We start from the raw sequence: 26,499 nt of genomic DNA on the forward strand, positions 1-26,499 counted from the left end.
TGACGTCCACTCAAAGCGCTCGATAGAGATCCGCGGTCGCACGCAACCTCGCGAGGTAATCGTTGACGGGAGCCATGGCCGCGACCGCGTCCTGGTAGCTCACCTCGCTGAAGGTGATGAACGATCCCGGCGTCGCCTGGCCAAGGCGCCAGAGATCAGCCTGGATCACCGCCGCCATCTTGGGATAGCCGCCCGCCGTATTGGCATCGCTCATCTGGATGATCGGCTCGCCGCCGGGCGGCACCTGCACGACCCCCGGCACGACACCATGCGAACGCATCTCGACCGGTGCATCCAGCGTCAACTTGTCTCCGGCAAGACGATATCCACCGCGGTCGCTGCGGGCGCTGATCTTCCACGTGGTCGACCAGAATCTCGCCTGCACCGCTTCTGGAAACAAATCATATTCGCCAGCCCGCATGAGGCGTATTCGCAGCACACGATCCTCGGCCGAACCAGCGCCTGCAATCGCTACATCTGGCGGCGCGGCACCGAAGTCGACGCGGCGGCCAGCCTCACACAACGGTCTCCCAACCGGAATGACATCGCCCGCCTGCAAGGTCCGCCCCTCAAGCCCGCCAAAGCCGGCGCGCAGATGCGTGCTGCGCGAGCCCAGCACGCTGGGAACATCGAGGCCGCCGCCGACCGTTGCATAGACGCGCGCACCTCGGCGCGGCGTTTCGATCGCGAGAATGTCGCCTGCCCGCGCCCGCCTGCACCACCAGGAACCAACGGGTGATCCGGTCAGTGTCGAGATGTGATCGGCGCCCGTCAGCGCAAATGCAGCATCGGCCTGGAAGCGCAGCCGGAACGGAAATGTTTGGATCTCGATGCCGGCTGCATTGTCGTCATTGCCAAGCAGCGCATTTCCGCCAGCAAGCGCGATCGGATCCATCGCGCCTGAGGTGCTCACCCCAAAACGCCGCGCGCCACGACGCCCGAGATCCTGGATCGTGTTGAAGGCAGCGCTGGTCAGGATCTCGATCACAGCTCGATCCGATCGATCCTGAATTTGACACGGTCCCCTGGAAGCATCAGGGACGGCTGCTCGCGCCACGGATCGAACATGGCGACCGAGGCCCAGCCGATCGCGTTCCATCCATTCGGGCTCGTCAGCGCCGCAACGCCAGTCTGCATTCCGCCGATCGTCACCGAGCCTGCACGTATATTGAGTGACGGCACCGATTTGCGCGGCATATGAATGCGGGGATCAAGTCCGTGGAGATATCCGAAGCCCGGCGAGCTGGCGACGGCGCAGACGGTGTAATCGCCTTCGCTGTGAATCCGGATGATGTCGCGCGCGGACAGTCCCGTATGCTCCACCACCGCCGGCAAATCGAAGCCGAGCTCGCCGCCGTAGACCACGGGAATCTCGATCACCTTGCCATCGGCCCTTCGGCCAGGCACGCGGTGCCACAGCTCGACGATGGAGGCACTGAGCATGCCTATATCCGAAGGCGGCTGGTCGAATATCAGCATCACATTGGTGACACCAATGACGGCCTCCTGCACGTTGGGCCAAGACGACAGGGCATCTGCAAGCGCCCAGATGCGTCCCTGTTGAATCAAGTCAAATTCGCCCGGTGCCTCGACCAACATCGCAAGCGTGCCGATCAGGCTGATCTTCGGGCTTTTCTCGATCGCGCCGACGAGAGGAGCGCTGGGCTGATTAATCGACAAAAGGGCCTCGTTAGTCCAACGCCCGTGGCGCTGCCGCCTCTCGTTCTAGCCAAACAGTCCAGACCAATCCAAGACGATGTTCATCTGCGGGCATAAGGGATGTCGATTGCCCGCATCCGTCGCATTCGCCCTTGATCTCAATGCCTTGCAATGATGTGATTGCTCGGAGCCTCCCAGCGCGCGACAACCTCTTCGCCCACAGCATATCGAAGTCCGGCCTGTTGCGACTGGTTCTGCTCGAACACGATGATCTGCCCACCGCTCGGCGTCTTGAGATAGTAGTGGCTGACGAAGCCGCGATAGATCGCCTGGTCGATCCGCGCCGTCACGCTGTTCACGCGTTGCGTCGCCGGGGTCTGGCCTGCCCTCTCGACGACGATTGCCTCGGGCCTGATCGAGACCATCACGTCGCTCGCGGACGCTGGAAGCTGTTCAACCTGAAGGCTCAACTCCGGTGAGACGCGGATGACGGCCCCGTTGCCGTTGCGTTGCTCGATGGGCCCCTCGAACAGATTCGAGGCACCGATGAACTGCGCGACGAATTTCGAGGTTGGACGCTGGTAGATCTCTGTCGCCGAACCGACCTGTTCGAGCCTGCCGTCCCGCATCACCACGATCTTGTCCGCCATCGTCAGGGCCTCATCCTGGTCGTGTGTCACCATGACGGTGGTCAGGCCAAGCCTCCGTTGCAATGCACGCAGCTCGACCTGCATGCTCTCGCGAAGCCCCTTGTCGAGTGCTCCGAGCGGCTCATCGAGCAGCAGCATCGCCGGTTCGATCACCAAGGCACGACCGAGAGCGACGCGCTGTTGCTGGCCACCGGAGAGCTGAGCGGGATAGCGCTTTCCGAAGTTGGATAGTTGAACGAGGCTGAGCGCCTCGCTCACCTTTCGCGCGGCATCGGCCTTCGCGATACCGCGCATCTCCAGGCCGAACGCGATGTTCTCCTCGACGGTCAGATGAGGAAACAGTGCGTAGTTCTGGAACAGCATCCCGACGTTGCGGCGATGCACCGGAACGCCTGTCATCTTCTTGTCGTTCACGAAGACGTCGCCCGACGTCGGACGGATCAGCCCCGCGATCATGCGGAGGCAGGTCGTCTTGCCGCATCCGCTCGGACCGAGCAGCGCCACCATGTGGCCCGGCTCGATCCTGAGCGACACGTCGTCGACCGCGACAACGCGGTTGTATTCCTTGCTAAGGCGATCAAGCCTGACTTCGGAAGATTTCATGACGATCCTACTCAGCTCGTAAATACCTCGTTATACTTCTCCAGCCACGGGCCTCGGCGCGGCACGATGAAATTCCAATCCGGCGTGAAGAGCCCAAGATCGGTTGCTTTCGTATCGGGATAAGCGAGGAATTTTGCCGTCTCAGGCTTGAAGTCGATTCCGCCGACCGAGGGCGCACTGAGCGTCTGCTCGGACAGCATTTTGGCAACCGCCGGATCCAGGATGCGGTTGATGAAAGCAGCTCCGAGTTCCGGCTCCGGTGCATTCTTGACGATCGTCATGCTGTTGATGCCGGTGAACGCGCCTTCCTTCGGAAAGGTCATATCGAGCGGCAATCCCTTCGCAGTGTGGGGATAGATCGCCTTCGAATATTCGATGCCCCCAATCGTCGCCTGTCCCTGGGCAACCTGCAGCACCTGCGCCTCGCTGTCATAGATCGTGAGGACGTTCGGCTTCAGCGTCGCCAGCTTGTCCCAGCCCTGATCGACCAGATATTGCGCTTCCTTGAACGGCTTGCCGGTAACGAGCGAAGCCGCGACGATGAGCATCAGCACGCTCTGCGTATTCTTGGGTGTATTCAGCAAAATCTGCTTGCGATACTTTGCGTCGAAGATCTCTTCATAGCTCTTGAGCGGCTTAGTCACTTGCGGATTGATGAACATGGCCGCGCTGGAGATCGAGAAGCCGACGCCGTAGCCGTCCTCGAAGATATATCGCGGGTAGACCTTCGCAAGATTGGGGATCTTGTCGGCGTCGAGCTTGCCGATCAGGCCTTCCTGCTTTGCCTGGGGAATGCCGACGTCGTCCATCATCATAACACTGAAACGCGGCGTATCGCGGGTTGCGCGAAGCGCCGCGATGTTGGAGAGCGTGGCGCCCTCAATCGTGAAGACGCGGCACTTGAACTCGGCCTCGAACTTCGGAATGACCTCCTTCTGGACCAGCTTGCCCAGCGCGGAATTGTAGACGCCGATGTGCAGCTGCTTGGCGTCCTGCGCCCACGACCGGCTGATGATGGTCGGGAAGGCAATCGCGGAAGCACCGGCCTTAACGAGAGTCCTACGTGTCAGCTTCATGGTCCTATCTCCATCTACCAATGCACATCAGGCGGCCAACGCACGGCGAAGGCCGACCAGTTTCTCCAGCAGCAGCACGCCGACCATCGCCATCAGGATGATGATCGTCGACATCGCAGGCACAGAAGGGTCAAAAACGTTGACCAGTTGCCGCATCAAAACGAGCGGGACGGGCGAGTATTCGGAATTCGCCAGCCACATCGTGACCGGGTAATTGTCGAAGGACACCATGAAGGCGAACAGCCCGCCGGCGGCGACGCCCGAGGCGATTTGCGGCAGCGTCACGCGCCAGAAGGTCGTCAGCCGGTTAGCACCGAGCGTACGCGCGGCGTCCTCCAGATTCTCGTCCACCAGTTGAAGACTGGTGACGACGGTGCGGATGACATAGGGCGACGTCACCACCACGTGTCCAATCAGCAGATTGATCCGAGCATCCTGGGAGCCGAGCTTGGTCAGCACCTGAAGCAGCGCGAGACCGGTGACCAGCGCCGGGAAAATCAGCGGCGACAGCAAGAATCCCTTGATCGCCGCCAGACCGTAGAACCTGCCTCGCACCAGCGCGAAGGCCGCCGGCACGCCGAGGAGGAGCGATCCCACCGTCGTGCCGAGCGCCAGCAGGATGCTCAGCCTCATCGCCTCGAGGAAGTCGCGGTCCTGGAGAACCTTGGCGTACCATTTCAGCGTGAAGCCTTGCGGAGGAAAGGTCACGAAATAGGAATCGGACACCGACACCGCCATGACGAGAAGAAGCGGCGCCAGGATGAACAGCATCATGCTGGCGGTGATGGAGTAGAGAATGAAGGCGCCGAAGCCGGAAAATCGCTCGTCCATCACTCGGGCCTCCGGAGACGTCGGCCTTCCAGAAGCCACATCGAGAGACCGTTCACCGCCATGACCAGCCCGACGAGAACGACGGCGATGGCCGCACCGAACGGCCAGTTGTAGACGACGAAGATCTGCTGCTCGATCAAATTGCCGAGCATGACCGCCGAAGCGCCGCCCAGGATCGCGGGAATGACGAAAGAGCCGGCGGTGAGCGAGAACACCAGCGTGAACCCGGCCACGAAGCCCGGCATGCTCAACGGCAACGTCACCCGCAGGAACACCTTCCACCAGGGCGCACCGAGCATGCGGGCCGCATCTTCGAGGTTGGGATCTATCTTGCCGAGCGCCGAGGCCAGCGGCAGCACCATCATCGGGAAGAACACGTGCAGCGACCCGATGACGACGGCCGCTTCCGTGTAGAGCACCGATATCGGCGCATCCACAATATGCAGTGTCATCAGGATCCAGTTCAGCATGCCCTTGGGGCCGTTCTGGAGTACCAGCTGCCAGCCATACCCGCGAACAACCACGCTGACGATGAGCGGCGCAATGACGATCAGCGTGATGATCCGCGTGACTACCGGGCGGCTCTTCACCATTACCAGCGCGACCGGATAGGCGAGCACCGTCGCGAGGGCCGAAGTGATGATGCTGATCCGCAGCGTCGTCCAGAGCACGCGTGCGTAGAGCTCGACATTGATGAGGCGCGCGTAGTGCGAGAGCGTGAACGGACGGCCGATGATGCCGCGGCTGTCCTGCGTCTGGATGCTCGAGAGCAGCAGCACTAGGGCTGGATAGAAGAAGAAATAAGTCAGGAATGCCAGCATCGGGACGGCCAGAAGCCCGACAGGCAGGGCCAGGCGCCAAGGCGATCGCCGCTGGGCGACCGGAGGCGCTTCAACAGTCAAAGCTGCCACCGCATCGTCGCTGGTGGTCATCGCTGGCTGTCCTCGACTGCGCGATACCAAGGCAATCCCCTCTTTGCACAAAGCTTATGCGTCGGCATCCTACAGGACCAAGAACATCTTCGTTTAGGGGCATCAGGAACGATTATGACAATTGGTTCGGCATGTTGCTCCGATCTTGATCGACAAATGCCGCTGGTCGCATCTTCATTCTCCGTTAGGCCAGCCCTCCTGTCGTCTCGATGCCAGGTCAGCGCAGCCCTTCGCAGAAGCTCGCGATGCGCCGGCAGCCCTCCTTGAGCGACTCGGTATCGGTTGCGTAGGAAATGCGGAAATATGGGCTCATCCCATAAGCGCCACCCGGCACGGCGGCGACATGCTGCTCTTCCAGGAGCGCTGAGATGAAGTCGGCGTCAGTTTCCAGCCGCCGTCCGCCCTTGGTGGTCTTGCCGATACAGCCGGCGATGTTCGGAAACACATAGAAGGCGCCTTGCGGCTTGTGGCAGGTAACACCGGGAATCTGGTTGAGGAGCCCGACCACCAGGTCGCGGCGGTTGCGATAGATGTCCGCGCGTTCCTTCAGGAAATCCTGAGGACCGTCCAGTACCGCGACCGCCGCCGCTTGGCTTATCGTACAGATTCCGCCGGTCGCCTGACCGTGGACGTTGTTCATTGCAGCAATCAGGTCCTTCGGTCCGCCGCAATAGCCGACCCGCCAACCGGTCATCGCGTAGGCTTTGGATGCGCCGTTCACGGTCACCACGCGATCCTTCAACTTCGGTTCGACCTCCGCAATGGTGCAGAACTTGAAACCGTCATAGGTCAGGTGCTCGTAGATGTCGTCGGTGAGGATCCAGACATCAGGGTATTTCAACATGACGTCGGCGATGGCCCGCATCTCCTCGTGCGTGCAGGCCGTGCCGGTCGGATTGTTGGGAAAGTTCAGGATCAACCATTTCGTCTTCGGCGTGATAGCAGCCTCGAGGTCCGCTGGGCGGAGCTTGAACTGGTTGTTTTCCGGACAGGGCACGGCGACCGGCGTCGCCTCCGCGAGCAGAACGATATCCGCATAGGTGATCCAGCCCGGCGCCGGAATCACGACTTCGTCGCCGGGATTGCAGGTCGCAAACAAGGCATTGAAGATGATCTGCTTGCCGCCATTTGCGATCAGGATCTCGTCGAGCGCATAATCGAGATTGTTTTCCCGCTTGAACTTGCGCTGCACTGCGGTCCTCAGTGCGACGGTCCCCGGCTGCGCAGGATATTTGGTATCACCAGCCAGCGCCGCCCGATGCGCAGCCTCGATCGCGTGCGGCGGCGTCGGAAAGTCCGGCTCCCCGGACGACAGGCCGACAATCTTGACGCCGGCATCGCGGAGCTCCCGCGCCTTGTCCGTCATCGCCGCCGAGGCCGACACCTTCACGGTCTTGAGGCGGTTTGCGAGTTCAGGCATTGTCAGCTCCACTTCTCATCTCTTTCAATCGCGCGGCCTCGGATCGGCTCGCGAATCGCAATTCGCCGACGACCTGAAACGTGGGAACGACCTCGATCATCGCGACGTTCATCCGCTCCGGCGCTCCCACCGCGAATGCAATGGCGTCCGCAATGTCGTCGGACTGAAGCGTCTCGAATGCGCCGACGAAGCGGGCATCGGGGTTGTCGGCAGCATTCTGGTTCTGGAAGATGCTGGTCGCCACGCGTCCGGGCGCGATTTCGGTGACACGAACGCGGGTGCCATAGAGATCGACACGCAGCTGCTGCGACAGCGAATGAATGCCCGCCTTGGTCGCGTGATAGGCCACCGAGGAGTTGAATGTCGTTGCATTCTCGCCAAAGGCGTAATGGCCAGCGATCGAGGAGACGTTGACGACGTGGCCGCGGTCGCGCTTTGCCATATCAGGTACGACGAGCCGCGTCAGGTGCAGGACCGCGCGCAGATTGACGTCAATCAGTGCATCGACATCGTCAGGCGCCGTATCCAGGATATTGCTGCGCCGCGACTGACCGGCATTGTTGACGAGGACGTCGAACTCGGCCGAGCGGGCAAGCCGCGTCAGGGCTGTGAGATCGTTCACGTCGACTTCGCATACGCGACAACCGGTCTCGGCCGCCAGACGCGCCAATCGCTGATGATCGCGTGCCAGGGCGTGGACCTCGAGTCCCTCGGCGCGGAGGCGCCGAACCGTCGCCGCCCCGATCCCCGAGGATGCGCCCGTCACCAACGCCGTTCGATAGTCAGAAAATCCCATCCGCATGGCTCTTTTTCAGGCAGCCAATCTTTTGCAGGCAGCGAAGGCGGCGGGAAAACTACGTTCATGCGTTGCTGCAGGCATACAGCGGATTTGTTCTGCCCTCATAAGGACATCCAATATCCCGAACGGGCGGTGTCGGCAGGCAGGCCATAAGCGCGTCCGATACCGGCAGAGTGAATTTCTCTTACTCGCCATCGGTCGCGTCCCCTTACATTTCGCAGATGCCCTGACTCACCCAAAGGAGACGGATCAGATGTTGGAGGTCGGCAATCGGATCGTCATGGTTTCGGGGGCGTCGCGCGGCATCGGACGCGCCGTCATCGACCGGCTGTTGTCGTCGGGATTCAGGGTATCGGCCGGCATGCGCGATCCGAGCCGGCTCGTCGAGAGCGAGCGGCTGATGACGCATCGCTATGACGCCGAAGACGCCAAGAGCCCGCTGGCCTGGGTGGACGCAACAGTCGCGCGATGGGGCGGCGTCGATGCCATCGTCAACGCAGCCGGGATCAACCCCAGAGTTCGCGTCTCAGATGAGGGCGAGAGCGAGCTGGATGAAATGTGGCGCGTCAACGTCAAGGGTCCATTGCGCATCGTCAGAGCCGTTCTGCCTCATCTGGCCATCTGCGGTCATGGGCGGGTCGTCAATCTAGGGTCTCTCGCTGGAAAGCGGGTCGGCAGCAATGTCGGCTACGCCATGACCAAGTTCGCCGTGGTCGCGCTCACCCACGGCATCCGCCGGGAAGGCCGCGCGGCCGGCATTCGGGCGACGGTGGTCTGCCCGGGGTATGTCGCCACCGACATGACACTCAACGACGACGAGATTCCCCGCCATGAAATGAGCCAGCCGGGCGACATCGCTCGGCTGGTGGAGACCGCGCTGATGCTGCCGAACAACGCCTCCGTCTCCGAAATGCTCGTGCATTGCCAGTTCGAGCCGATGCTATAGGACCGGCCGAAACTGATGCTTTGCGACAGAGATTCGTACGAACGGCAACCTAAGAACTGCAGCGCCGAGTTGTGTCGCGTCTTCGTTTGGCTTTCCACCATCTGAACGCAGCGGATCCGCCGAGCTGTCGTGTGCCCACAGAGGCGGGGGCCGGGTTCGCTCGGTTCCTCGGCAACCAACGCGCTTCGGCTGGGGACGGCGCGGATCTGAGCGGTGCTCCGACCGGCGAGGCCAACCGATGTACAACTCGAACTCGAGTTCGGGGATCGTGGGCGGGGCCATAATGGGCCTCGCCACAGCGGTGCTGATTTGCTGACTGAGCGGATTGCCGGGATGAGCGGCGAAGCGCATCCTTGCGCCTCAGCTTCGGCGTGTTGACGTTGCCGGTGTGAGTGCTATTGAACGGACTATGAGCAAGCTAACCACGCGCGCGCTGGAACGGCAGGCCAAGGATGTCGCCGCCCTGATGCGCATGCTCGCCAACGAGCACCGGCTGCTCATTGTTTGCAAGCTGGTCGAATATGGCGAAGCCAGTGCCGGCACGCTTGCCGAGGACATCGGCCTGTCCGCCTCGGCCCTGTCGCAGCACCTCACCAAGCTGAAGGCGGAGGGCGTCGTGGCGTCCCGGCGGGACAGCCAGACGATGTGGTATCGGATCGCCGACCGACGGGTCGAAGAGCTGTTTTCAACGCTGCACAGGCTGTTCTGCGCCCCTCGTAAGCGCTGAGCTTTCGCCAACTGGCACGAAACGCGCAGCCTAACCGCGCTTCTGCCTGGATTCCGTGGATTCGACCCACCAGAAGAACAGCGCAGCGCCGACCGCAAGCACAGCGAACCAGGCGATATCAGGGATATTCGTCACATCCGGAAGTCGGACTTTGCCCAGCGCCCAGACGTTGAGGACGTGCGCCTTCAACCAATCGAAGCTCAGCGCGTAGAGGATGGCACCCGCCACCATGCCGAGCGCGCCGACCAGGGCATGAACGCTGCCGGTTGCGATGGCGCCGAGCGCCGTACCCGGGCAATATCCATAGACGACCATGCCGATGCCGAACAGCGCGGCACCGAGCGCGACCGCCAGCATGTTGGCATCCTTCACATAGTACTTCGTGTTGCCTGTATCGACGAGCAACAGCACGCCGATGCCCCCGACCACGATTGCCGTGCCCATCACTTTCAGCACGGTGAAGTCGCGCAAGCGAAATTGGTTTTCGATCACATTGCAATTCGTCACCTTGCCGCGCTGCAGCAGGAAGCCGAAAGCTGCGCCCATCAGCAGTGGGCCGAGAATTGTCATCATCGCGGTCATTGCATCCTCCTCAACGCTTGCGGAACATGAGCGCGGAAATGCCGAGCCCGGTTGCAAACATCACCGCCAGGAACAGCCAACTCGACACCGCGAGCTGCAGGCCGCCGGAGATGCCGTGTCCGCTGGTGCAGCCGCCTGCGAGCCGAGCGCCGTACATGATAACGGCGCCACCAAGGAACGCGGCGACAAAACGCTTGGCGACCGACGGCCCGAAACGATCCTTCCAGACCTCGGGTACGAGCTCAAGCCGCCACGTTCCCGACATCACCGCCGATATGAATGCACCTGCGGGGATGCCGACGAGGAACCAGACGCCGTAATCCCACTTCAGCGGCATGCTCTTCCAATAGGCGTTCTGTGCCACCGCGTCGGATCCGATCACCGGTATGGCGAACAACGAGGCAATACGCGAATAAGCAGTGGTGACCCCGAGCGGATCGCCGAACACTGCAAACGCGATCCAGCTCAAGAGCCCGATCCCGGCACCGACGAGATACGGCGACCAGTCGATCCGCGCGGTGCGCGGTGCCTCGCGAACGTAGCTTTCCGTCATGGTGGTCATGTGCGCTTCCCCGTTAGCGGCACGGCCGCATTCTCACGGCGCGATCGACCCGCATCGAAAATCATATTCAAACTTTCTAATTTAGCAAACTCTAAAATATTAGATCAGGCGCCCGGAGTTGCCGAACTTGCTTGCTGCGGTTGTCGCATGCCGCCGCGATCGAAGAGCAGGTCGGTGAGCCCCGCCCCCAGCCACATGCCGCCGAGCACCAGCCACGCGGTGAGCGCGAATACCGAGGCACCGGTCACTCCGGCCCCTACCGCACAACCGCCCGCAAGCATCGCGCCGAACCCCATGAGCAACGCACCGAGCAGATAGCGCCGCATGCCGAGTCCGTCAGAAAAACCCTCGAGCTTCAGCTCGTTCGCGCTCGCCGCAGCAGCAAACGAGCCGAGGAATACGCCGGGGATGATACCGAGATCGAAGCCGAGCCGGAGCTGCGCACTGTTCAGGACCAACATCAACAATTCGGCCGAGGGCCCGCTGAAGGTCAGGCTCTTCAGCGTCACCGGCGCGAAGGAGGCCTGCGCAAGCTGATAGGTGAAGAACCAGCCCGCCACGACAGCCACCCCGGTGGCCAGCGCTGCGAGGATCAGCCGGCGCGGCAACTGGCTGCGAAAGGCGAAAGCGAGCCCCACGATCAGCCATAGTCCGCCAAAGGCAAGCTTCTCGGGCGTACCACCGCCGAACACTGCCATGATGTCGCGCGAGGGGCCACCATCGACCAGCCACAGATCGGCCACCCACTCGCGCACGGGCGATAGCAGGCCGCGATAGGAGGCCTGCGCGGTCACCGCAAACACCAGGCCCGACAACAGGGCCCTGAGATTGCCATTGGCCGAGAGCACGAGCAGCCGGCTGGCGCAGCCGCGCGCGAGGATCATGCCACAGCCGAACATCACGCCGCCGACCAGCGCGCCGGAGATGCTCCCCTGCTGCGCAAGCTGGCGCGCCTCGGAAACATCGAGCCAGCCGATCGCAACCAGCGCCTGCGTGCCCACGAGCGCCGCGGCAAACGTCAGGAGCCAAACCGCAAGGCGCGGCCCACCCTCACCGCGGGAAAATTCGACGGCCGCCGCGCGCAGGCAGAAGCGGCTGCGCTGGGCAAAGAATCCAAAGAGACCGCCGACCAGGAGGCCGCCCAGCCAAGACAGCCGGTCTTCCCCCAAGAGATCGATCAATGTCGTCAGCACAGCTACCTCGGAATTTCCTGGAGGTGCGCCAATCTATCGCTCGCTGCTGCCGTGTCATATGAGCCAAATCAAGGCTCGCGATAGCGCTTCATGGACGCAGATAGGCATATCCCTGCTGTTGCAGCTCGGCGAGCCGCACCACGCCGCCCTTCTCGGCCACCACGAAGCCGGGCGTGAGGTCGTCGAGCTTGACGCCCTGCGCCTTCATGGTGTTGGCACAGGCATCAAAACCGACACCGGCGTCAGTGAGCTTTTTCATCATCGCAACGGTGTGGTCGTCGGCAGCGAGTGCGTGAAAGGCCCGCAACGCAGGTCCATGCACAACCAGCCTGATATCGGCCTTGCCCGGTCCACCCACGCCATCGACGTGGTTCTGAATGTTACCCAGAACGAAGACGACACGATCGGCATCGGCCAGGTGATAGACGACGCGCTGCCGCGTGGGCGCTTCCGTCGCCGCGGCCGCTTCGCGCATCGCGGCGACACCGAACAATCCGACAAGGCTGCCGCGGAGCATGGATCGACGCTGCATGGTCCCTCCTAGTGTGTCTGCTTGATGAAATCGACGATGCGGTCGGCCACGTCTTCCGCGAACAGGTCGCGGAAGAAATGATCAGCGTCCTCGATCTTGTCGAGCTGCACCCTGCCGCCACTCGAATCGGCAAGCGGCGCGAAGGACGCGATCACATCGGGCACGACGGTATCCTTGGTTGCGGCAAGCACCAGCACCGGCAGCTTCATGCGCGCCACGAGCGCCGCAGTGTCTTGGCCAGGGCCGACGGCATAGAAGGACGCGAAGGCGCGCGCCGTCACCACGGCATTGCGGCAATAGATGAATCCCGGCACATCCATCCACTCTCCGCCATGGCCGGTCGCAACGGCCTTCGTCGCCTGCTCCAGGAACGGTTCGAGCGACCTGCCATAGGTCTGGGCGTAGGCGGCGCGCAAATCGGCTTCTGCTTTTGCGGTCACCGGCGCCAGCAGCACTGCACCCACGACCGGCGACGTCTCGCTCGCCGCCAGATAGCGTGCAACCTGGTTCCCGCCGCGCGAGTGACCGAACGCGAAGACGAGGCGTGACATGCCCTTCGCACGAGTCACCCAGGCGCCAATCTCAGCGGCCGCATCGTCGGCCGTGTGGTCGTGCCGCACTGCACAGTCATACATGCCCTTGCGGCGATCGATCCCCAGTGACAGCGTGTGGGCGAGCGATGCGACGCCGCGCTGCTCGAGCGCCTTCGCGAGGTCGTGAATGACTTCCATGTCCTTGTGCGCCAGCGTGCCGTGGGTCATCACGACGAGCGGTGTGTCTGCCCCCATCGAAGCTGGCGTGCGCAGTGTCCCGAGCGTGGTGCGGCCCTCGACGGACAGTTCCAGCTCCTGCTCGGCCGCAGCGGCAGGCAGCGCGAGCGCGAGCGCGAGCAAGACGGCCAGTCCCATCAACCATCGCATCGGCGGCCTCTCCTCACGGCCGGACAATCGTCCAGCTCTTTTCGGCAAGATCCATCAGCACGGCAACGCCGACCTGGGTGATGCTGACGCCCTCAATCAGCGGCGGTCGTCTGCCCTCCTTCACGGCCAGCGTCTCCAGCGTGTTGCCGCACGCGATGAAGCTCACATTGGGCATCGATTTGAGGAAGTTCGTCAGGCGCTCCTTCACTGGAGAGCGGTCATCGAGCAGCATGTCGAGGCCGCCATTGAAGGCGACCACCACGATCTCGACGTCCTCACCCTGCCCGGAATAGTGCCGCGAGACGTTGGCCGCAACATCGAGGACCGCACGCATCTTGACCGGGTCGTCGTCGCTGATCTGCAGCGCGAGCCTGTGCGGCTCGGCCGCCCGGGACGGGGCGGCGAAGCCTATCGCGACGACGACGGCAGCGAGCAGACAGCGAAGCAATCCGCGGCGGCTCGTCCGGCCGCGGATCACTCCACGCCCCGCGGCTTTCCGTCCTTGCCGTCCTCAGGCGTCACATCGATGACGGCGGCGCGCCCGGTGATCTTCACCGGCGCGATGCAATCCTTCATGCAGGGATCCTTCTGCCAGAACGATTTCTCGCTGGTTGCGCGATCGTCCATCACAAAGCCTTGCTCGTTCGGCATCTTTATCGTGGCAAGGTTCTTGTTGCTCAGCTCGAAATTCTGGTCGGTGACGACGTCGTTCAGGTAGAGGACATAGGCGACCAGCGCATAATATTCGTCGACCGAGAACGACTCGGCATTGCCGTATGGCATGGCGTGACGGACATAGTCGAACACGGTCGAGGCGTAGGGCCAGTACGAGCCGACGGTCTTGACCGGATTGTCGCTCGTTAGCGAGCCCTTGCCGCCGGCCAGCACCGGCCAGCGGCCGTTGCCCTCGCCGAACTCGCCATGGCAGGTCGAGCAATTGTCCATGAACAGCTTTTCGCCCTGGGTGACCGTGCCCTTGCCTTCCGGCAGGCCCTGGCCGTCGGGCCGCACGTCGATGTCCCAACCGCGGATCTCATCCGCGGTTGGCGCGCGTCCGATGTGATAGTGTGGGCCGCCCCTCGCGTCCGCCTTCTGTTGCGCGAATGCCGGCGCGGTCAGCGCGCAGGCGATCAGCGCGGCTATCATGAACTTAGGCGACTTCGACATTCTCGACCTCACCGTTGGCCTGTACATGCCAGGTCTGGATGCCATTGTTGTGATAGATGGAGTTGACGCCACGGATCTTGCGCAGCTCGGCCTTGCTGGGCTGCACATAGCCGGTTTCGTCCTGCACGCGCGATTGCAGCAGCAGCGGCTCACCGTTCCAGTCGAACTCGTAGTAGAAGCGCGTCAACGCCTTGTCGAGCACGGGACCATCGAGCCGCGCCGGCCACCAGTTGCGGCCGCCGTCGAGCGACACGTCCACGCGCTTGACCTTGCCGTTACCGCTCCAGGCGAGCCCCGAGATGATGGTGAAGCCCTTGCCATGCTTGATCGGCGCCTGCGGGCTCGGGCTCGTGATCACAGACTTGGCGTCCATCGACCAAGTGAACCGGCGCGCCTTGCCGCTCGGTAGGAGGTCCGTGTATTTCGACGTCTCCTCGCGGGTGTGCCAGGGCTGGTCGCCGACCTTGATGCGGCGCAACCACTTGACCCAGAGATTGCCCTGCCAGCCCGGCACCACGAGCCGCATCGGATAGCCCTGCTCGGGATAGAGCGCCTCACCGTTCATTTTGTAGGCGACGATGCAGTCGTCGAGCGCCTTCTCGATCGGCAGGCTGCGATCCATCGCGGCCGCATCGGCGCCCTCGACCAGCAGCCACTTACCGTTCGTCTTGACGCCAGCTTCCTCCAGCAGCGTGCGCAGCGACACGCCTGTGTATTGCACGCAGTGGATCATGCCGTGGGTGAACTGGCAGCCATTGAGTTGCGCGCCGCGCCACTCCATGCCGGAATTCGCCGCACATTCCATGAAATGGATGCGGTTGACCCGTGGATAGCGCTTCAGTTCTTCCAGCGTGAGGATCAGCGGCCGCTCCACCAGCCCGTGGATCATGAGGCGATGATCAGCCGGATCGATCTCGGCGATGCCACCGTGGTGCCGCTCGAAGCAGAGGCCGTTCGGCGTGATGATGCCTTCGAGCTCATGCAGCGGCGTGAAGCTCACGGAGGACTCGCGCGAGGCGGTCAGCCATTCGACGTCGCGCCGGATGACGTCCTTCTCGAACTTCGACGGCTTGCCGTAGGGGCGCACGGCGACGCCTTCGCCGAGCGACTTGGTCCACTCGGGCACGTTGGGCGGCTGGTTCGCGGGATTGCCCGCACCGGCCGATGCGGACTTCGCCAGCATCGACGCCGCGACACCTGCGCCAGCGGCCAGGAAATTGCGTCGGGATTGTCCGGGACGATCCATCTTCGACATCGCTTCTCAGGCTCCGGTGACTTTGACGGCTCGGTTCGGTTCGAGGCGAACCGTCTTCTGTCGGGTCAGGTAATTGGCCACGACCTCCCAGATCGGCGGCCCTTCGGTTCCTTCGTTGACACTGGCCCACCCGGCGACCTGATACTCCCTGGCGGGATCGATCGGCGCGCCGGTTTTGACCAGTTGCATGTCCGAGATGCGGCTGCCTTGCGGCTTTGCGACATCGATCGCGTAGGACAGCCCGCCGATCCGCACCATGTCACCGCCCTGCTGATAATAGGGATCGACGTTGAAGAGATTGTCGGCGACGTCCTCGATGATCTCCTTCAACCGCGATCCCGTCATCCCCATGCGGTAGACCGCCGGATAGGTGATCGCGGTCGCGTTGGTTATGTCCTCGAAGGTGATGTCTTGTCCGGGCAGCACGCTGGTGCCCCAGCGGAAGCCCGGCGAGAGCGCGATCTCGGCGTCCCTCTCCTGCATCAGCGCCTGGCAGATCAGGTCGTCGAACGTGCCGTTGAAATTGCCGCGCCTGAAGAGCAGCGAATCCGTCTTGCCGAGCACCTTGGACAGCTCCGACGCGAAGGGCTTGCGCACCTCGGCGATCTTCGCGGCCATCTCGACATCCGCCGTGATCACGTCGGAGAACAGCGGAATGAGCTTGTACCTGAAAGCCTTGACCTCGCCGTCGCGAACGTCGAGGTCGAGCCGGGACACGAATTTGCCGGACGAGCCCGACGCGATCAGCAGGGTCTTTCCGACCTTGACCGCCTCTGGCAGCGCGTCATGGGTGTGTCCGGTGAGGATGACATCGATACCCTTGACACGGCTCGCAAGCTTGCGATCGACGTCGAAGCCGTTGTGCGAGAGCAGCACGACGAGCTGCGCGCCGTCCTTGCGGGCCTTGTCGACCTGCGACTGCACGTCCTCCTCGCGAACGCCGAACGACCAATTCGGAATCATCCAGCGTGGATTTGCGACCGGCGTATAGGGGAAGGCCTGGCCAAGCACCGCGATCTTGACGCCGCCGCGCTCGATCATGGTCGAGGCGTCGAACGCGGCCTCGTTCCATTCGGTGTCGCGGATGTTGAGGCCGAGGAACGGGAAGCCGAGGCCCTCGATTGCCTGCTTGACGCGCTCGGTGCCGTAGGTGAACTCCCAATGTCCAGTCATGGCGTCTGGCTTGAGCAGCGCCATGCAGTCGATCATATCCTGGCCGCGCGTCTTCAACGACGACCATGAGCCCTGCCAGGTGTCGCCGCCGTCGAGCAGCGCAACCTTGTCGCCGCGCTCGGCACGGATCGCCTTGATCACGGTAGCGGCACGATCGAGGCCGCCGATTCGGCCGTAGCTCCTGGCGAGGGCCTCGAAATCCTCCGACGTCAGGGCGTAGGCCGCCGACGAGCCCGGCGCGATGCCGAAGCGGGCGAGGAATTCCTTGCCGGTGACGTGCGGCGGGAGCCCCTTCGCATCGCCGACGCCGAGATTGGTCGACGGCTCGCGGAAATAGAGCGGCATGAGCTGACCGTGAATGTCGGTCACATGCACCAGCGTGACGTTGCCGAGCGGCTCGAACGCCAGCAATTCCTTCTCGGTCAGGCGCTGCTGGGCAACCGCCCGGGTCAGGCCGGCGCCGACGCCGGTCGAGAGCGCCGCCGTTGCCGCGGCCACCTGAATGAATTCGCGGCGAGAGATCATGCGCAATGCTCCTGCAAGCTCATCGTTTCAGTTGCGCACCGACGGCGTCTCGACCGGCAATCCAATACCCCGCCAGGCGACGTAGAGCTCTAGCGCGAGGAAGTCGTCCGACAAGGGCTTGAACGGCTCGGCGCGCACGTCGAACATGCAGCCCTCGAATCGCTCGTGCAGCGGCACCAGACGCTGGTCGCGCAGCCGGTAGGTCGGAAAGCCGTTGGTCTGTCCCTGGCTCAGAAAATCCGCGCGCATGAATTTGCCGTTGTTGCGCTCGTGGCAGGAGGCGCAGGCGAGATCGAGCTGGCCGAACCGTGTGTAGTAGGTCTGCTTGCCGCGCTCGAACCACGGCGACATCGGACCATCGGTCTTCACCGTCACCGGCATGCCATGCGACTGGTAGCGCACGAAGGTCGTCATGTCGGTCAGTTCCTGGGATTTGAATTTCCAGGGCTCGGCCTTCATGTGCTCGGTGCGGCAGATGTTGATGCGCTGCTCGAGATTGACCGGCTTCTTCAGCTTGTCGTCCCATTTCGGCATGGCGGCGCCGACGCCCTTCATGCTGGTCTCGGCCTCGCCGTGACAGCTCATGCAGGATTTGCCTTCGCTGCCTTCGACCTTCTTCCAGACGTCCGCTGCACGCTCTACGGCGAGGAAGCCCGGATTCTCGAGGTCGTCGTCCTGCAGCGCGCGGGTCTCCTTGCTGCGGAATTCGTAACCGGAGATGATGGTCTTGAACACGTGCCCGGGCGGTGCCGGGATGCCCTTGCGTTCGGCTTCCTGCGCGGAGGCGCAGGTCGCGACCGACGCGAGCACAATGGCTGCGGCCGCGAGCCCAACATATCGTTGCAGCATCCGTCCCTCCCTCGAAGCGCCGCGCACATCAGGCCTTGAGTGCGATCTTCTCTTCGGCTGCGATCACCGTGCCGTCGTCGTCGGTCCAGGAAAACTTGAACGTTCCGGCCTCGTCCACCCTCGCATCGAACTGGATGTAGGGATTGGCCGAGATCGCCGGCTCCAGCGCACAGGAGAACACCGGCTTGCCGTTGAACTCGCAGGCGAACTTGTTGATGATCTTGCGCGGAATGGTCTTGCCCTGCGCGTCCTTGCGCTGGCCGGATTCCATCACGTGCGCGACCAGGGTCTTGATCTGGATGACCTCACCCTTGGCCGCTTCCTTCGGAAGCTTGATGCGCGGTTTGTCTGCCATCTTCTCTCTCCTGAGCCCTTAGCCGCCGCAGCCGCCGATGGTGACCTTGACGGTCTTCTGTTCCGTGAACAGTGCCCCGTCGCTCATTTTCGCGATCGCGACGACGTTCTGGGTCGTTGCGAGCCTGATTCGGATCGAGGCCTCCGCCTTGCCCGACAACGGCGTGAACGACAGCGTCGCGACACCTGCATTGGGGTTCCCGTCGGCGATGATCATGACTTCCTTGACGTAGGACTCCGCGGTCATCGGGCTTTCGATGTTGATCGACAGCGGCACGGTGTTGCCGTTCTCCGCGATCTCCGGCAGATCGAGCGAAATCTTGCCCTTGGCAGGCTGCTTGCCGCCGGTGAACTTCTCGATCCACTTCGCCGCGTCGTTCGTCACCTCGGCGTCGGCCGCCATGGGCATCAGGGTCAGCATGACGAAGCCTCCCCCGAGCGAAAATGCCTGCCGTCGATTGATGGCCTTCATTCCTGGTCCTCCCCGCCTCAGTTCAGCGTCTTGAGAAAAGCAACTACGTCCTCGACCTGCGCGGCCGTCAGAATGGATTTGCCGGCGAACTCCGGGCGCACCCTGCTCAAGCCGTCGTTCTTGAAGAACGCCGGCATGACCGTGTCGGTGAAGATGCGCTTGGGGTCGGCGACGATGAGGCGCAGCTGCGCCTCGGTGTAGCGGCCGGCCACGCCGTCGAGCGACGGACCAAACTCGCCGTGGAATTCCTCGGATTTCAGACTTGTGACCTGATGGCAAGCCAGGCAGTTGCCGAGCGTACGGGTCAGGAACACCTTTTTACCGGCATCGGCATTGCCGGACGCCCCGGTCAGGGACTTCGGCAGCGTCTCGTCGATGACGTCGAGCTTGATCGGCTCTTGGGCGCAAACGGCCCCGACCGACAGACACAGTGCAAACGCAGCCGCGAGCGAGCGCCGCATGTTTCCTACCCTTGAATAGCGGGGTGACGCCCGCTCTTGATCACGATGGACCTACAGTCCATCAAATTCATTTATTATGATATGTTCATATAAACGGCGACGTCAAGCGGAATTCGAAAGACGCCGACAGCTAGCCGTTTGCGGCAAGAAAATCGCGGAACGAGCCGCGCTCGTAGGCACGCTCGTGCACGAAGCGAAACATCGCCAGGAAATGCGGCGGCTTGAGATAGCCCGGCGCCCGCGCCACTTCCCGAGCCATCGCGTCCTTCGCTTCGATGCGATCGGACGACGGTGGAAAGAACTGAAATGTCGGGGTAAACCTGATCCCGTATTTCTGAGCGAGCTCTTTCTCGGACAATTCCTGGCGGTCGAAATCCGTGACCTTACGGGAGCCGATCAGATTGAGCTGCAGCACTTCGAAATTGTCGCGGATATAGGTCGTGATGCCGGCATCGGCAAAGTTCACCAGATGCGTCTCGCGGCAATAGGGACAGCCGCGCAGCTCCCACATGATGGCGAGCCGCTTGCCACCGGCGGCCGCGCTATCGAGGTCTTCGCGCAGATCGAGGAAGCTCTGCAGGAACCAGGGCTCGTGATAGATCCCGTCTTCGCCAAGAGCGGGCTCAGCGGCCGCCCCCCCTCGGCCGGCGGCAAGAGCCGCGCTCGACGCTAGCGCAAGAAAGCTGCGCCGCGTCGGCACTCGAATCATCCTCATGGATTTGTGCATCGGAACATCTTGCGCGTCGGTCACTTTCATTATGATATTCAAATACACGAATGTGACAAGGATTTCCCATCTTGCGCTGCATCATCGTCCTGTTGGCATTGCTGGCTTCCAACGAACTCGTCCTCGGGGCGGAGACCGGGAATCGTGCGGATTTCGCGTCGGCGATGGCGCCGATCATGGCCAATCTGCGCACTGCGGCGAGCTATGTGCGCACTGGAAACATCGCGTTGGCCCAGATGGAAACCGACGAGGCGTTGGTCACGTGGAAGCGGCTCCAGCCAAGCACGACCGGTCCGCTGCCTGCTGACTCACCGGCTGCGATGTCGGGTCTTCTCGACCAGGGGCACGAACGGCTCATGGCGGCAACACGCGCGCTCGACAGCGGAGACACGATCGCCGCAGGCCGCGAGTTGCTCGCGCTTCGCCAATCCCTTCATGAGCTCAGACGGCGTGCGGGCCTGTACGGTCTCGGCGACTGCGTCTTCGAGATCGCACCGGCCATGGAGGCACTGCGTGCGGCGGCCACGCGCTATGGCGAGCAGCCATCGCCTGCGAACGCCGAAGGGACCGTTGCCGCGGCGGGCGCATTCCGCGATCACCTCCGGAGATGCAATGATTTGGCAAGTCCCGAAATCGCTGAAAAAGGCGAGTTCCGTCGCCTCGTCGACGGCGCGATCGGGAGCAGCGGCGAGATCGCGCATGCGGCGATGGCCGGCGACGGGCCGCTCGTGCATCGTTACCTGATCGAGCTGCAGTCCTATGCTCAGCTCCTCGATTTCCGCTACGGTTGAGCGTCAGCCGATGCTGGTCAGCCCGGGGAATAGCTCCAGCAGCCATTCGGACACCGCCGGCATCAGACCGGTCAGAAACATCAGACCAGTTGCGACCAGAAAGACACCCATTGCCTTCTCGATCAGGCCGAGATGCCGACGCGCGCGGCCAAGCAACGCCATGAAACGACCGGTAAAGACGGCTGCGATCAGAAACGGAATGCCGGTCCCGATCGAATAGGCGAACAGCAGCAGCGCGCCGCGTCCGGTGGTCTCCTCCGAGCCTGCCATCAGCAGGACCGCAGCCAGAATGGGCCCTGCGCAAGGCGTCCAGCCGAATGCGAACGCCAGCCCCATGACGAAGGCCCCCCCGACGCCGGCCGGTCGGTTGTCGACCTGCACGGTCGCGCTGCGATAGAGCAGCGGGATCCGGAGCACGCCCAGGAAATGCAGGCCCATGGCGATGATCAGGCCGCCGGCAACCATGCCGAGCGTCGACAGATGCGCGGACACGAAGCGACCCGCGATCGACGCCGTCGAGCCGAGCGCGACGAAAACCAGCGAGAAGCCCGCGATGAAAGCCAGCGCGGAGACCAGGATGCGCGGCCGCAGATCCGGCCTGTCGCCGGAAAGATCCGTGACGGAGACGCCGGCCATGTAGCAAAGGAAAGGCGGCACCAGGGGCAGGATACACGGCGACAGAAACGACAACAGACCCGCGACAAAGGCCGCACCCAGCGTGACGTCCAAGGTCATTGCGCCTCATCCCTAGCACATATACGAATTTAATGATATAAAGCGGCGAGGAAGTCCAGAGGCCGTTGCCCAGAATGAACCGAATCACCGCCTTCCTCGCCGTCACCATCGCGCTGGCGCTGCCGTCGGCGGCATCGCGCGCGGCCGAGCTCGTCATGTTCGAACGGCCAGGCTGCGTGTGGTGCGCGCGCTTCAATGCCGAGATTGCGCCGATCTACGGCAAGACCGAGGAAAGTCAGGCCGCGCCGCTGCGCCGGGTCGACCTGAATGGTCCCCGGCCTGCCGATCTCGCCGGAATCGATCCGGGCGCCTTCACGCCGACCTTCGTCGTGGTAAAAGAAGGCCGTGAGATCGGACGCATTCGCGGCTATCCGGGGGATACCTTCTTCTTCGGCCTCTTGGATCGGATCCTGTCGAGCGCAGGATATGAACCAGCCAGATCGTGACCGCTCTTTGGATTTTGTTCAGGGGACTTTGACGCGATGCCATTGCCAAAGCTGAAGGAGATCGAAGGCTCAGCCGAGCTCGAGCAGATGATCGAGAAGGCGCGCGAGGCGAGCGACATGCTCAAGGCGCTGTCGCACGAGTCTCGGTTGCTGTTGCTCTGCATCCTCGCCGAAGGCGAGAAATCCGTGACCGAGCTCGAGCAATTCCTGGGCGAGCGCCAATCGACCGTCTCACAGCAGCTTGCGCGGCTGAGGCTCGACCGGCTGGTGACCACTCGCCGCGACGGCAAGGCGATCTACTACAGTCTCGCCAATGAGGACGTCCGCAAGATTCTCACCGCCGTCTACGACGTGTTCTGCGAGCCGGTGCGCCGGCGCCGCCGGTAATTTTCCGCGCTGGATTTTCGCACCCCTCAGGCGCAAACTGCCCGAAGAGGCAGAACAAACATCTTCCGGGACGGAATGCTCAGTCCATCGACCATAGCGTTTGGATGCGGGCTTGCCGCGGGCGCCGTGCTCGGCGTTGCCGGCCGTGCAGGCCGTTTTTGCACGCTCGCGATGCTTGAGGATGCGTTTTTCGGATCGGACTATCGCCGCCTGAAATCATTCGCGCTGGCGGCGGCGGTTGCACTGCTTGCGACTCAGGCCCTCGCTGGGTTTGGCATCGTCGATCTGTCGCGATCGATCTATCCCACGGCATCGATCGGTCTTGGCGGCGCGATCATTGGCGGTCTGATGTTTGGCGTTGGCATGGCGCTGGTCGGCACTTGTGGCTTCGGCACGCTGGTGCGCATCGGCGGCGGCGACCTGCGCGCGATCGTGGTCTTTCTCGTGCTCGGCCTGTCCGCGCTCGCGACCATGCGCGGCATCACGGGCATGCTGCGCCTGGCGCTGATCGAGCCATTGTCGCTGCGGCTGCCTGAGGGCAGCACTCAGACGCTGACCTCGTTGCTCGGCGCAGGTGGCACGATGCGCGCGATCCTTACCGTATCGATCGCCGCGGCGCTGGCCATCTGGACACTTGCGGACGGCAGGCTGATCCGCTCGCCGCGGCTGCTGGCCTCCGGCCTTGCTGTCGGCGCGGCGATCGCATTCGGATGGCTTGCGACTGGATGGCTTGCTGACGATGAGTTCGATCCCACGCGGGTCTCTTCCCTCACCTTCGTGGCACCACTCGGCGACACCATTCTCTACATCGCCACTTTCTCCGGCGCACGTCTCAATTTCGGCATCGGCTCCGTCGCAGGAGTCGTGGCGGGCTCTTTTGCCGCAGCGATGCTCGCGCGCGGTTTCCGCTGGGAGGCCTGCGACGACGCGCGCGAATTGAAGCGTCATATGACCGGAGCGTTCCTGATGGGTATCGGAGGGGTCATGTCGATGGGATGCACGATCGGCCAGGGCTTGACCGCGTTCTCGACGCTCGCCGTCTCGGCGCCGATCACCATGCTGGCGATTGCCTGCGGAGTTCGACTCGGGCTCGAGTTCACGATGACAGGCGAGTGGTTGCCAGCAGTGCGCAAGCTATTCGGCGTCTCGACGTAGCGGAACATTTACCGCTTCTGCCACGCCGGCGCGACTCCGAATGACGACAAATCCTATCGCGCGGAGGTCCGATTTGCCTACCCGAGTATTGCGACGCGCACGTAGCTGGTCATAGCGGTCTCGTGGGCGGGTGCAATCCCGGCCTCGTGATCGCCGGGCAAATGCGGCCGCCCCAGTCAACCGCCCAAATGAATCGGGCGATCGCGTCGAACCCCGACCAGTCGGCTATTGCCGTGAGACTTTGCTCTTGATCCCGCTCAGAAAGGACAGCATCTCCTCCACAGTGAGCTTGCCATCCTTGTTGCTGTCCATCGCCTTGAATATCCGTTCGTGCGCGGACTGAAACTCCGGCAACGAGACGGTCCCGTCACTATCAGCATCCATCAGCGCGAAAATCATGCGGAACATGATTGACGACCCCATCCCAGCCGCGCCTACCATGCCCTGCTCCTTCATACCGCCTCCCATCATTCCCATCATGTCTCTACCGCGCATCATGCCTTGTTGCTCTGCGGATTGACCTGCAGGAGATTCCGTCTGCCTGGTCAGCGGAGCCTGATCCTGCTCCGTGTGATGGGCGCCGTGATCCGTCGTATCTTGAGCCGAGACGGGATAACTCATGGCGGCAAACAGCAGCGCTGCAGCAATGGTTCGGCATCGCATGGGATTTCTCCAGCGTTGGTGGTGTCGTTGCGACTGTGCCGAGACTCAGCGAAATTTACCTTGAGCCAAGTCAATCATGCGGTGTGCAGAATGACGCTCTATCCGCAGATCCCCCCGATGGCCTCGGCAGCTTCAGATCAACAAGGTAGCGGGCACGCTCGGAGATCACGACATCAGGTGCCGACCGCCTGTTGACCAAGATCAATTTCAGCTCAGCCCGGTCGTACACACTGGTCGACGAAATCTCGGCAACGGCAGAACACCTGAGGCATTTCGATGGCACACAAACAAGTCCTGTTCCATTCGGCGGCTCGCGAGAAAGTCCTGCGTGGCGCCTCGCTTCTCGCGGACGCGGTGCGCGTTACGCTTGGCCCGAAGTCGAAATCCGTTCTGATCCAGAAAGGATGGGGAGCGCCGATTGTCTGCAACGACGGCGTCACCATCGCGAAGGAGTTCGATCTGAAGGACCCCGAGGAGAATCTCGGCGCCCAGGTGCTTCGGCAGGCAGCCGAAAAAACGGGCGACGTCGTCGGAGACGGCACCAGCACCTCGACGATCCTCGCGCACGCCATCCTGTCGGACGGCGTTCGCAACGTTGTCGCCGGCGCGAGCGCAATCGACCTGAAGCGTGGTCTGGATCGGGGGGCACAAGCCGCCATCGCGGCGCTCCGCGCCATGGCAAAGCCAGTGAAGACCCGCGCCGAGAAGGCTCAGGTCGCGACGATTTCCGCACACAACGATGCGTCCATCGGTGAACTGGTTGCTGACGCGATCGAGAAGGTCGGCGGTGATGGCGTGATCTCGGTCGAAGAGTCCAAGACGACCGAGACCCTTCTGGATGTCGTCGAGGGGATGAAGTTCGACCGCGGCTTTTTATCTCCGTACTTCGTCACCGACGCGGATCGCATGGAATCCGTTTTGGAGGACCCCTACGTGCTGCTCTGTGACCACAAGATCGGCGCGCTCCGCGATCTGGTCCCTCTGCTCGAGCAGGTCGCCAAGAGCGGCCGTTCGCTCCTGATCATCGCCGAAGACATCGAGGGCGAAGCTCTGGCAACGCTTATCGTCAACCAGCTACGCGGCGTGCTCAAGGCCTGCGCGGTCAAGGCGCCCGGGTTCGGCGATCGGCGCAGGGCCATGCTGGAAGACATAGCGATTCTGACCGGCGCCCAGGTGATCTCGGAAGAGATTGGCCTCAAGCTGGAAAGTTCCACCCTGCAACAACTCGGCCGCGCCGCACGTGTGGTTGCTGACAAGGAGAATACGACCCTGATCGGCAGCGGCGGCGACCGCTCGCGTATCGACGCACGGCTGGCGCAGATCCGGGTCGAAATCGAGAAGTCCACGAGCGACTACGATCGGGAGAAGCTCGAGGAGCGCCTCGCGAAATTATCCGGCGGCGTCGCCGTGATCAGGGTCGGGGCCCCGACCGAAGCCGAGATGAAGGCCAAGAAGGAAGCACTCGACGATGCCATCAGTTCGACCAAGGCAGCCGTTGCGGAAGGCATCGTACCCGGCGGCGGACTTGCCCTGCTTCGAACCGTGGCAGCCGTGGCGAAGGAAGAAGCGGCTTGCGAGGGTGACGAACGAACCGGTATGCAGATCCTGAGACGTGCCCTCGAGGCGCCGGCTCGTCAGATCGCCGAGAATTCGGCTACCGACGGCGGCGTCGTGGTCGCGCGGATGCTCGACAGCGAAGGTAACTTCGGCTTCGATGCCGCCCGCAAGATGTACGTCGATCTCGTGGAAGCCGGTATTGTAGACCCCGTGAAAGTGGTGCGGACCGCACTCGAAAACGCGGTCTCGGTGGCGAGCGTTCTGCTTCTGACGGAAGCGACGATGACGGAAATTCCGGAGACAAAGCGCGAGCGCATGCCCGAGCACGATATGGCGATGTAGCTGCGACA

General features: G+C 62.7%; 31 protein-coding genes. 7 read left to right on the forward strand and 24 right to left on the reverse strand.

From position 1 onward, the window contains the following. Positions 1-10: 10 nt before the first annotated feature. The 8 genes from XH90_RS22750 to XH90_RS22785 all read right to left on the reverse strand — a co-directional run bounded on the left by XH90_RS22750 (position 11) and on the right by XH90_RS22785 (position 7,967). Positions 11-988 carry a biotin-dependent carboxyltransferase family protein gene (locus XH90_RS22750; protein ID WP_194476563.1) on the reverse strand — a complete coding sequence of 326 codons (978 nt, stop codon included), beginning with the start codon at positions 986-988 and terminating at the stop codon, positions 11-13. Continuing rightward, positions 985-1,599, reverse strand: a complete 615-nt coding sequence (gene pxpB / locus XH90_RS22755; RefSeq protein ID WP_246755894.1) for a 5-oxoprolinase subunit PxpB — start codon at positions 1,597-1,599, stop codon at positions 985-987. Before pxpB ends, XH90_RS22750 begins: the two co-directional genes overlap by 4 nt. 218 nt (positions 1,600-1,817) lie before the next feature. After that, positions 1,818-2,912 carry an ABC transporter ATP-binding protein gene (locus XH90_RS22760; RefSeq protein ID WP_194476565.1) on the reverse strand — a complete coding sequence of 365 codons (1,095 nt, stop codon included), beginning with the start codon at positions 2,910-2,912 and terminating at the stop codon, positions 1,818-1,820. Between the two features lie 11 nt (positions 2,913-2,923). Then, entirely contained in the window at positions 2,924-3,988 is a 1,065-nt protein-coding gene (locus tag XH90_RS22765; RefSeq protein ID WP_194476566.1) for an extracellular solute-binding protein, read from the reverse strand. A gap of 27 nt (positions 3,989-4,015) precedes the next feature. Next, the gene (locus XH90_RS22770) at positions 4,016-4,819 is read right to left on the reverse strand and encodes an ABC transporter permease (protein WP_194476567.1); all 804 of its coding nucleotides are present in this window, start codon (positions 4,817-4,819) and stop codon (positions 4,016-4,018) included. Then, the gene (locus XH90_RS22775; RefSeq protein WP_194476568.1) at positions 4,819-5,751 is read right to left on the reverse strand and encodes an ABC transporter permease; all 933 of its coding nucleotides are present in this window, start codon (positions 5,749-5,751) and stop codon (positions 4,819-4,821) included. Before XH90_RS22775 ends, XH90_RS22770 begins: the two co-directional genes overlap by 1 nt. Before the next feature lie 217 nt (positions 5,752-5,968). Then, the gene (locus XH90_RS22780; protein WP_194476569.1) at positions 5,969-7,171 is read right to left on the reverse strand and encodes a pyridoxal phosphate-dependent aminotransferase; all 1,203 of its coding nucleotides are present in this window, start codon (positions 7,169-7,171) and stop codon (positions 5,969-5,971) included. After that, positions 7,164-7,967 (reverse strand): SDR family oxidoreductase, encoded by an 804-nt coding sequence (locus tag XH90_RS22785; RefSeq protein ID WP_194476570.1) that lies wholly within the window; start codon positions 7,965-7,967, stop codon positions 7,164-7,166. Before XH90_RS22785 ends, XH90_RS22780 begins: the two co-directional genes overlap by 8 nt. A gap of 256 nt (positions 7,968-8,223) precedes the next feature. On the opposite strand from XH90_RS22785, the gene XH90_RS22790 reads away from it, so the two are divergent. Both XH90_RS22790 and XH90_RS22795 read left to right on the forward strand, forming a co-directional pair. Next, positions 8,224-8,916: an SDR family NAD(P)-dependent oxidoreductase gene (locus tag XH90_RS22790; protein WP_194476571.1), complete on the forward strand. Its 693-nt coding sequence runs from the start codon at positions 8,224-8,226 to the stop codon at positions 8,914-8,916. Positions 8,917-9,325: 409 nt separating this feature from the next. After that, positions 9,326-9,643, forward strand: coding sequence for a helix-turn-helix transcriptional regulator (locus tag XH90_RS22795; RefSeq protein ID WP_194476572.1), 318 nt, complete (start codon positions 9,326-9,328; stop codon positions 9,641-9,643). 30 nt (positions 9,644-9,673) lie between these two features. Here the strand turns inward: XH90_RS22795 and XH90_RS22800 are convergent, their stop codons facing one another. From XH90_RS22800 to XH90_RS22865, 14 genes are all read right to left on the reverse strand, one after another. Continuing rightward, positions 9,674-10,225: a YeeE/YedE thiosulfate transporter family protein gene (locus tag XH90_RS22800; protein WP_194476573.1), complete on the reverse strand. Its 552-nt coding sequence runs from the start codon at positions 10,223-10,225 to the stop codon at positions 9,674-9,676. 10 nt (positions 10,226-10,235) lie between these two features. Further along, positions 10,236-10,787: a YeeE/YedE thiosulfate transporter family protein gene (locus tag XH90_RS22805; protein ID WP_371748259.1), complete on the reverse strand. Its 552-nt coding sequence runs from the start codon at positions 10,785-10,787 to the stop codon at positions 10,236-10,238. Between the two features lie 104 nt (positions 10,788-10,891). Further along, positions 10,892-11,980 carry a YeeE/YedE family protein gene (locus tag XH90_RS22810; RefSeq protein ID WP_194476574.1) on the reverse strand — a complete coding sequence of 363 codons (1,089 nt, stop codon included), beginning with the start codon at positions 11,978-11,980 and terminating at the stop codon, positions 10,892-10,894. 88 nt (positions 11,981-12,068) lie between these two features. Then, a complete protein-coding gene (locus XH90_RS22815) occupies positions 12,069-12,512 on the reverse strand; it encodes a DsrE family protein (RefSeq protein WP_194476575.1) in 444 nt (147 codons plus the stop codon). 8 nt (positions 12,513-12,520) lie between these two features. Further along, positions 12,521-13,432, reverse strand: a complete 912-nt coding sequence (locus tag XH90_RS22820; protein ID WP_194476576.1) for an alpha/beta hydrolase — start codon at positions 13,430-13,432, stop codon at positions 12,521-12,523. Between the two features lie 13 nt (positions 13,433-13,445). Continuing rightward, entirely contained in the window at positions 13,446-13,910 is a 465-nt protein-coding gene (locus tag XH90_RS22825; RefSeq protein ID WP_194476577.1) for a hypothetical protein, read from the reverse strand. Continuing rightward, complete coding sequence (locus XH90_RS22830; protein ID WP_246755560.1) at positions 13,907-14,599, reverse strand: c-type cytochrome; 693 nt, start codon at positions 14,597-14,599, stop codon at positions 13,907-13,909. The genes XH90_RS22825 and XH90_RS22830 overlap by 4 nt, the downstream gene beginning before the upstream one ends. Further along, a complete protein-coding gene (gene soxC / locus XH90_RS22835) occupies positions 14,583-15,854 on the reverse strand; it encodes a sulfite dehydrogenase (protein WP_194476579.1) in 1,272 nt (423 codons plus the stop codon). The genes XH90_RS22830 and soxC overlap by 17 nt, the downstream gene beginning before the upstream one ends. 6 nt (positions 15,855-15,860) lie before the next feature. Further along, positions 15,861-17,552: a thiosulfohydrolase SoxB gene (gene soxB, locus XH90_RS22840; RefSeq protein WP_194476580.1), complete on the reverse strand. Its 1,692-nt coding sequence runs from the start codon at positions 17,550-17,552 to the stop codon at positions 15,861-15,863. A 27-nt stretch (positions 17,553-17,579) separates the two neighbouring features. Then, on the reverse strand, positions 17,580-18,401 hold the full coding sequence (soxA, locus tag XH90_RS22845) for a sulfur oxidation c-type cytochrome SoxA (protein ID WP_194476581.1): 822 nt from the start codon (positions 18,399-18,401) through the stop codon (positions 17,580-17,582). A 28-nt stretch (positions 18,402-18,429) separates the two neighbouring features. Then, positions 18,430-18,756: a thiosulfate oxidation carrier complex protein SoxZ gene (gene soxZ, locus XH90_RS22850; RefSeq protein ID WP_194476582.1), complete on the reverse strand. Its 327-nt coding sequence runs from the start codon at positions 18,754-18,756 to the stop codon at positions 18,430-18,432. Between the two features lie 18 nt (positions 18,757-18,774). Continuing rightward, entirely contained in the window at positions 18,775-19,227 is a 453-nt protein-coding gene (soxY, locus tag XH90_RS22855; RefSeq protein ID WP_194476583.1) for a thiosulfate oxidation carrier protein SoxY, read from the reverse strand. A 17-nt stretch (positions 19,228-19,244) separates the two neighbouring features. After that, entirely contained in the window at positions 19,245-19,688 is a 444-nt protein-coding gene (soxX, locus tag XH90_RS22860; protein WP_194476584.1) for a sulfur oxidation c-type cytochrome SoxX, read from the reverse strand. A gap of 130 nt (positions 19,689-19,818) precedes the next feature. Further along, positions 19,819-20,403 carry a thioredoxin family protein gene (locus XH90_RS22865; RefSeq protein WP_246755561.1) on the reverse strand — a complete coding sequence of 195 codons (585 nt, stop codon included), beginning with the start codon at positions 20,401-20,403 and terminating at the stop codon, positions 19,819-19,821. A gap of 83 nt (positions 20,404-20,486) precedes the next feature. Between XH90_RS22865 and XH90_RS22870 the strand changes: the two genes are divergently transcribed. Beyond that, positions 20,487-21,206, forward strand: coding sequence for a hypothetical protein (locus tag XH90_RS22870; protein ID WP_194476585.1), 720 nt, complete (start codon positions 20,487-20,489; stop codon positions 21,204-21,206). A 3-nt stretch (positions 21,207-21,209) separates the two neighbouring features. Here XH90_RS22870 and XH90_RS22875 read toward each other — a convergent pair whose 3' ends face one another. After that, complete coding sequence (locus XH90_RS22875; protein ID WP_194476586.1) at positions 21,210-21,941, reverse strand: cytochrome c biogenesis CcdA family protein; 732 nt, start codon at positions 21,939-21,941, stop codon at positions 21,210-21,212. 74 nt (positions 21,942-22,015) lie between these two features. On the opposite strand from XH90_RS22875, the gene XH90_RS22880 reads away from it, so the two are divergent. The 3 genes from XH90_RS22880 to XH90_RS22890 all read left to right on the forward strand — a co-directional run bounded on the left by XH90_RS22880 (position 22,016) and on the right by XH90_RS22890 (position 23,929). Next, positions 22,016-22,387 carry a thioredoxin gene (locus XH90_RS22880; RefSeq protein WP_194476587.1) on the forward strand — a complete coding sequence of 124 codons (372 nt, stop codon included), beginning with the start codon at positions 22,016-22,018 and terminating at the stop codon, positions 22,385-22,387. Between the two features lie 36 nt (positions 22,388-22,423). Next, complete coding sequence (locus tag XH90_RS22885; protein ID WP_092183595.1) at positions 22,424-22,774, forward strand: metalloregulator ArsR/SmtB family transcription factor; 351 nt, start codon at positions 22,424-22,426, stop codon at positions 22,772-22,774. A gap of 75 nt (positions 22,775-22,849) precedes the next feature. Continuing rightward, positions 22,850-23,929 carry a YeeE/YedE family protein gene (locus tag XH90_RS22890; RefSeq protein WP_194476588.1) on the forward strand — a complete coding sequence of 360 codons (1,080 nt, stop codon included), beginning with the start codon at positions 22,850-22,852 and terminating at the stop codon, positions 23,927-23,929. A 225-nt stretch (positions 23,930-24,154) separates the two neighbouring features. Here XH90_RS22890 and XH90_RS22895 read toward each other — a convergent pair whose 3' ends face one another. Beyond that, on the reverse strand, positions 24,155-24,592 hold the full coding sequence (locus XH90_RS22895) for an EF-hand domain-containing protein (protein WP_194476589.1): 438 nt from the start codon (positions 24,590-24,592) through the stop codon (positions 24,155-24,157). Positions 24,593-24,868: 276 nt separating this feature from the next. On the opposite strand from XH90_RS22895, the gene groL reads away from it, so the two are divergent. Continuing rightward, a complete protein-coding gene (gene groL, locus XH90_RS22900; RefSeq protein WP_194476590.1) occupies positions 24,869-26,491 on the forward strand; it encodes a chaperonin GroEL in 1,623 nt (540 codons plus the stop codon). The last annotated feature ends 8 nt before the right edge of the window (positions 26,492-26,499 follow it).

The sequence above is a fragment of the Bradyrhizobium sp. CCBAU 53338 genome, from assembly GCF_015291665.1.
Taxonomy (GTDB): Bacteria; Pseudomonadota; Alphaproteobacteria; order Rhizobiales; family Xanthobacteraceae; genus Bradyrhizobium.

Bases quoted from the DNA above. Each gene is read 5' to 3' on its own strand.
- pxpB (WP_246755894.1), bottom strand. From the start codon at position 1,599: ATGTTGGTCGAGGCACCGGGCGAATTTGACTTGATTCAACAGGGACGC.
- XH90_RS22760 (WP_194476565.1), bottom strand. From the start codon at position 2,912: ATGAAATCTTCCGAAGTCAGGCTTGATCGCCTTAGCAAGGAATACAAC.
- XH90_RS22765 (WP_194476566.1), bottom strand. From the start codon at position 3,988: ATGAAGCTGACACGTAGGACTCTCGTTAAGGCCGGTGCTTCCGCGATT.
- XH90_RS22770 (WP_194476567.1), bottom strand. From the start codon at position 4,819: ATGGACGAGCGATTTTCCGGCTTCGGCGCCTTCATTCTCTACTCCATC.
- XH90_RS22775 (WP_194476568.1), bottom strand. From the start codon at position 5,751: ATGACCACCAGCGACGATGCGGTGGCAGCTTTGACTGTTGAAGCGCCT.
- XH90_RS22780 (WP_194476569.1), bottom strand. From the start codon at position 7,171: ATGCCTGAACTCGCAAACCGCCTCAAGACCGTGAAGGTGTCGGCCTCG.
- XH90_RS22785 (WP_194476570.1), bottom strand. From the start codon at position 7,967: ATGGGATTTTCTGACTATCGAACGGCGTTGGTGACGGGCGCATCCTCG.
- XH90_RS22790 (WP_194476571.1), top strand. From the start codon at position 8,224: ATGTTGGAGGTCGGCAATCGGATCGTCATGGTTTCGGGGGCGTCGCGC.
- XH90_RS22795 (WP_194476572.1), top strand. From the start codon at position 9,326: ATGAGCAAGCTAACCACGCGCGCGCTGGAACGGCAGGCCAAGGATGTC.
- XH90_RS22800 (WP_194476573.1), bottom strand. From the start codon at position 10,225: ATGACCGCGATGATGACAATTCTCGGCCCACTGCTGATGGGCGCAGCT.
- XH90_RS22805 (WP_371748259.1), bottom strand. From the start codon at position 10,787: ATGACCACCATGACGGAAAGCTACGTTCGCGAGGCACCGCGCACCGCG.
- XH90_RS22815 (WP_194476575.1), bottom strand. From the start codon at position 12,512: ATGCAGCGTCGATCCATGCTCCGCGGCAGCCTTGTCGGATTGTTCGGT.
- XH90_RS22820 (WP_194476576.1), bottom strand. From the start codon at position 13,432: ATGCGATGGTTGATGGGACTGGCCGTCTTGCTCGCGCTCGCGCTCGCG.
- XH90_RS22830 (WP_246755560.1), bottom strand. From the start codon at position 14,599: ATGTCGAAGTCGCCTAAGTTCATGATAGCCGCGCTGATCGCCTGCGCG.
- soxC (WP_194476579.1), bottom strand. From the start codon at position 15,854: ATGTCGAAGATGGATCGTCCCGGACAATCCCGACGCAATTTCCTGGCC.
- soxB (WP_194476580.1), bottom strand. From the start codon at position 17,552: ATGATCTCTCGCCGCGAATTCATTCAGGTGGCCGCGGCAACGGCGGCG.
- soxA (WP_194476581.1), bottom strand. From the start codon at position 18,401: ATGCTGCAACGATATGTTGGGCTCGCGGCCGCAGCCATTGTGCTCGCG.
- soxZ (WP_194476582.1), bottom strand. From the start codon at position 18,756: ATGGCAGACAAACCGCGCATCAAGCTTCCGAAGGAAGCGGCCAAGGGT.
- soxY (WP_194476583.1), bottom strand. From the start codon at position 19,227: ATGAAGGCCATCAATCGACGGCAGGCATTTTCGCTCGGGGGAGGCTTC.
- soxX (WP_194476584.1), bottom strand. From the start codon at position 19,688: ATGCGGCGCTCGCTCGCGGCTGCGTTTGCACTGTGTCTGTCGGTCGGG.
- XH90_RS22865 (WP_246755561.1), bottom strand. From the start codon at position 20,403: ATGAGGATGATTCGAGTGCCGACGCGGCGCAGCTTTCTTGCGCTAGCG.
- XH90_RS22875 (WP_194476586.1), bottom strand. From the start codon at position 21,941: ATGACCTTGGACGTCACGCTGGGTGCGGCCTTTGTCGCGGGTCTGTTG.
- XH90_RS22880 (WP_194476587.1), top strand. From the start codon at position 22,016: ATGAACCGAATCACCGCCTTCCTCGCCGTCACCATCGCGCTGGCGCTG.
- XH90_RS22885 (WP_092183595.1), top strand. From the start codon at position 22,424: ATGCCATTGCCAAAGCTGAAGGAGATCGAAGGCTCAGCCGAGCTCGAG.
- XH90_RS22890 (WP_194476588.1), top strand. From the start codon at position 22,850: ATGCTCAGTCCATCGACCATAGCGTTTGGATGCGGGCTTGCCGCGGGC.
- XH90_RS22895 (WP_194476589.1), bottom strand. From the start codon at position 24,592: ATGCGATGCCGAACCATTGCTGCAGCGCTGCTGTTTGCCGCCATGAGT.
- groL (WP_194476590.1), top strand. From the start codon at position 24,869: ATGGCACACAAACAAGTCCTGTTCCATTCGGCGGCTCGCGAGAAAGTC.